We start from the raw sequence: 4,067 nt of genomic DNA, 5'->3' as shown, positions 1-4,067 counted from the left end.
GCGGAGAGTGACGGCACTTTCAACGTGTACGCGTCGCCTGGCGCCGTTCCCCACACGACGCGGACGACGACGTCGGCGCCGGATTCGCCGGCGAGATAGGCACGTCCCTCGTAGGCTCGACCACGTCCGAGACGCAATCCCACTTTCCACGATGAACGTGGAGACATGTAGACGGTTCCTGAGCTACCAGAGTTCTAATGTGAAATCACCCTGCGGTGGAAGTGATTGACCCAGTGCGGTTTAGAGGCTAGCTGGCTATTTTGGACGATTTCCGCAACTGGCTCATCCGTGAAGCGTAACCTAGCTCACTAATTGTCTTGTTGTCGGCCTCAGTGCAGGACCCTCCGCATGACGCCCGCACATCAGGCGCAATCGCGAAGTTGATCGCCGGGCACGTGTTCATGACGCGCGCAGACGGGAGCGCCATTTGACCCCGGCATCGATAATTAGTTAATGTGCTAATTATGCAAGTGCGCGGTGGTGCCGGACAGTCATCGAGTCAGATATTCCGCGCGCTCGCCGACGGGACGCGCCGGCGGATCCTGGAGCTTCTCCGCGAGAGCCCCTTGACGTCGGGGCAAATCGCCGATCGTTTCGATTCGAGCTGGCCCACGATCTCGCGCCATCTCGCTGTGCTTCGAGACGCGGGTCTCGTCGTCACCGAGCGGAACGGTCAGGAAATTCTTTACGAGCTCAACACGTCGGTATTTCAGGAGCTCCTGCAGCATCTCATCGAATGGACACGTCCGAGCCGGCGCGGCCCGCGTCCCGTGGCGAAACGCGCAAAGCCACGACAGCAGGAGGCTTGAGGTGCGAACGCCGCGATCGCCCCGGATGTTTCTCGTCTACGCCGGACTGGGCATGGGCGCCCTGGCGCTTCGGCGAGGTCTTCCCGACGGCATCCCTCCGGCTCTGACGCTGCCCGGTGGACGCGTGGTGTGGATTGGACCCGCGATAGTGGCGTTCCTGCTGCCAATGGCGATTGCAATCATCGACCCGCTCCTGCGCGGGCTGTGCGTCAGGCACCCGGTTGACGACCCGGACGCCTCGAATCTGATCGCCACGTGCGACGCGATCCTGCTGCGCGTCGCCGCGTTCGTGACCACCGTTCACGCGTTGTTGCTTGCCGCCGTGCTTGGCTGGTTGTCAGGTCGCGCGTGGGCAGGGCGGATCGTCCCGCTCATGCTGGGGCTCACGATGATCGCGATTGGCAATCTGCTGCCCAAGACCCGCCGCAATCTCGCGATCGGCATTCGGACGTCGGCGACGCTCGCCGACCGCGCGCTCTGGATCCGCACGCATCGATCGGCGGGATACCTCGTCGTCGCGCTCGGGACCGTGATCGGGCTTTCCGCGATCGTGGTGCCGGCGCCGTTCGGACCAGGAATGATTCTCTTGGCCGGCCCGGCGGCGCTCGCCGGAATCTGCCTCGTCACACGCCAATCGCGAAACCGGCTCCATGCGTGACGGTGCCTGGAACACGACCCGGCGGATAGCCGTCCGGGCGGGAACGCTCCTTGGTGTCCTGTTGGTTGCGCTCGTCTGCGCCGCCGCTGCCTACGAACACGTCGGTGCGTGGCGCGACGCCCGGGTACGGAAACAGGTGGGACGTTCCGTCGACATTGGCGGCCGGACGCTGAACATCTCCTGCACCGGCGAGGGCGCGCCAACCGTCGTCTTCGTGAGTGGAGCGACCGCGCCCGGATACGTCTGGACGCCGACGCAGCGCGGCGTCGCGGCCTTCACGCGCGCGTGCTGGTATGACCGGGCTGACATCGGATGGAGCGACTCCGGGCCTGATCCCGAATGGGGCGATGCGGCTGCGCGCGATCTCCATCGCCTCGTGCAGAAGTCGCGACTCGAGCCGCCCCTCGTCCTCGTCGGTCACTCGTTCGGCGGGTCAGTCATCCGGTTATACAACGCGGCCTACCGCGCCGAGGTCGCCGGGATGGTTTTTGTGGATACCGCGCTCGAGGACGCTGGCACGATTCGAGGTATGCCTCACAAGGAGCCTCCGCGCCTTCCGCGCAGTGTCATCGTTGGACTGTCCGTGGTGTTGGGGCACTTGGGCATGATCCGTTTCATGGCGTCGGATCCCGGACCACCGCCGAAGCACTGGAGCGCCGCTGAATGGGACGTGCTGCGCGTCTTAGCCGTCAACGAAACGTCCTGCTCGCGGATGCCAAGATAGGCCCGGGGCGTGCGACGGGCGATCTGGTGCGCTCGGCGGGAGGCCTGGAGGACAGGCCGATGATCGTCTTGACGCAGGGCAGACCGATCGCGGATCAGAAGTCCGTCGAAGCCGGCGTGCGAAGAGGCTGGGTCGATCTGCAGCGCGAATTCGCGCAGCGATCGCGGCGGGGCCGTCAGGTGATGGTCCCCGACAGCGGGCATGGCATTCCGATTGAGGCACCGAACGCGGTGATAGCCGCAGTCCGCGAGCTCGTCACGGAATTGCGCGCCGCGTCAGATTCGAAGTTCTAGAGTGAAATCACTCCAGACCGGAACTGACTGAAAACGACGCGCTTTTTAGCTGGCGGAGAGAGTGGGATTCGAACCCACGGTAGGGTTTCCCCTACACACGCTTTCCAAGCGTGCTCCTTCAACCACTCGGACATCTCTCCGATTGAGTGGAATCAACAGTTTACCGGAAGGCGGCGAGCCCTGCAAAAACAAACTGTGACGTGACTGTGACCTGACGCTATCGGGCACGTCGATAATGGCCTCGATTTCCGCCTCGCCACCCTCTGGGTCGGCTCCGTTGCCGTTGCCCGTCACCGGCAGCACCCTACCACGCTGCACGTCCAGGGCGTCGAGCGCCTGGCGCTTGGCGTCGATCCGGATGTGCGAGTAGTGCTCCAGCATGCGGCGCGACAGGTGGCCGGTGATCGACTCGAGGACGTGATCGGCGACGCCCATCTCGGCCAGTTCTGTGATCACCGTGTGCCGCAGATCGTGGAAACGCAGTCCCTGCAGGCCCGCGGCGTCGCGAAGCGCTCGCCAGGCCGTGTCCCACTTCAGCATCGGTTGCGTGGGGTCGAAGCGTCCCCATTGGCATGCCGGCCAGAGGTAGTGCTCGGGCTCCGTGTGGTCGAGCATGTCGGCCCGCTCGAACATCCGGGCGACCGCGTTGAGCGCCGACGTGTTCAGCGGGATCACGCGATGGCTCGTCTCGTTCTTGCTCCGTCGCACGTGCAGCAGTTTCTTGACCAGATCGACGTCGCAGCGCCGGAGATGCTTCACCTCGACCGGACGCATCGACGTGTTCGCCGCAACGATCGCGGCGCAGTAGACGTGCTCCCATTCCTGGCTTGAGGCCGCAGCGGCAAAGAGCCGGGTCTGTTCCTCAGCCGTGAGTGCGCGGCCAACCGGATGCTGGCGCTCTGGCAGGTTGCGAACATGCTCGGCCAGCGCCCGCCAACGGCCGCAGGACTTGAGCACTCGGGATAGCACGCCGACGTCCATGTTGATCGTCCGGTTCGCGATGCCGGCATCGTGGCGCGTGCGCTGAAAGTCAGCGATCGCGGTCGCCGTGATTGCCGAGAGCGGCACATCTCCGAAATGCCTCTTGACGAGGGTCAGGCGCTCCTCCTCGAACTCGAGGGTCCGTGGCGAGCAGCGCATCCGCTTCGATTCAAGGTACCTCTCGATGGCTTCGGAGAGGCGTTTTGGTCCCTGCTCGTTGGCGGAGAGCAGTCCACGGCCCGCGCCTTCAACCAGGTCGCGCTCGCGTTTCTTGGCCGTCTGCAGATTCGTCGTAGCACCCGCGGCAGGCCGCGCGTGATCGCCAGCGCTTCGAGAACGCGCGTCAGTGGCGCTCCCCCCAGCGCCCGCGCCGGCACCACGGCCACCGCCTCGGTGGTGGCCTCATCGACGATCGTCAGACACTTCAACACGCGGCCTTCGGCGGTGCGGTCAAAGACGACGTCGGCCGACCACACCTCGTTCGGCGCCTGGGGCCGGGCCAAGGGCTGACGATCGGACAGCGGCACTTTCTTGCGGCGCCGGCGCCTGACCTGCAGACGCGCCTCCGCGTAGAGACGATCGACCCGCTTGTGATTGACTCC

Annotated in this window: 5 protein-coding genes, 1 tRNA gene and 1 pseudogene; 4 read left to right on the top strand and 3 right to left on the bottom strand. The window is 65.0% G+C overall.

All coding sequences use genetic code 11. The annotated features are described in order from the left end of the window. Positions 1-491: 491 nt before the first annotated feature. Positions 492-728, bottom strand: a complete 237-nt coding sequence (locus tag VGI12_21575) for a hypothetical protein (protein ID HEY2435274.1) — start codon at positions 726-728, stop codon at positions 492-494. Positions 729-834: 106 nt separating this feature from the next. Here VGI12_21575 and VGI12_21570 point away from each other — a divergent pair, with 106 nt between their 5' ends. Genes VGI12_21570 through VGI12_21560 form a run of 3 tightly spaced genes read left to right on the top strand, consistent with a single transcriptional unit; the run spans position 835 to position 2,484 of the window. Then, the gene (locus tag VGI12_21570; GenBank protein ID HEY2435273.1) at positions 835-1,467 is read left to right on the top strand and encodes an SdpI family protein; all 633 of its coding nucleotides are present in this window, start codon (positions 835-837) and stop codon (positions 1,465-1,467) included. Continuing rightward, complete coding sequence (locus VGI12_21565; GenBank protein HEY2435272.1) at positions 1,460-2,191, top strand: alpha/beta hydrolase; 732 nt, start codon at positions 1,460-1,462, stop codon at positions 2,189-2,191. The genes VGI12_21570 and VGI12_21565 overlap by 8 nt, the downstream gene beginning before the upstream one ends. A gap of 59 nt (positions 2,192-2,250) precedes the next feature. After that, positions 2,251-2,484 (top strand): hypothetical protein, encoded by a 234-nt coding sequence (locus tag VGI12_21560; protein ID HEY2435271.1) that lies wholly within the window; start codon positions 2,251-2,253, stop codon positions 2,482-2,484. A 50-nt stretch (positions 2,485-2,534) separates the two neighbouring features. Here the strand turns inward: VGI12_21560 and VGI12_21555 are convergent. Beyond that, positions 2,535-2,624: transfer RNA gene (locus tag VGI12_21555), tRNA-Ser, on the bottom strand. A gap of 229 nt (positions 2,625-2,853) precedes the next feature. Between VGI12_21555 and VGI12_21550 the strand changes: the two genes are divergently transcribed. Continuing rightward, complete coding sequence (locus tag VGI12_21550) at positions 2,854-3,315, top strand: hypothetical protein (protein ID HEY2435270.1); 462 nt, start codon at positions 2,854-2,856, stop codon at positions 3,313-3,315. Positions 3,316-3,755: 440 nt separating this feature from the next. Here the strand turns inward: VGI12_21550 and VGI12_21545 are convergent. After that, positions 3,756-4,067, bottom strand: a pseudogene (locus VGI12_21545) (IS3 family transposase).

The sequence above is a fragment of the Vicinamibacterales bacterium genome, assembly GCA_036496585.1.
Classification (GTDB): domain Bacteria; phylum Acidobacteriota; class Vicinamibacteria; order Vicinamibacterales; family 2-12-FULL-66-21; genus JAICSD01.
The sequence above is the reverse complement of the archived record's forward strand: the minus strand, read 5'-3'. Positions and strand labels throughout refer to the sequence as shown.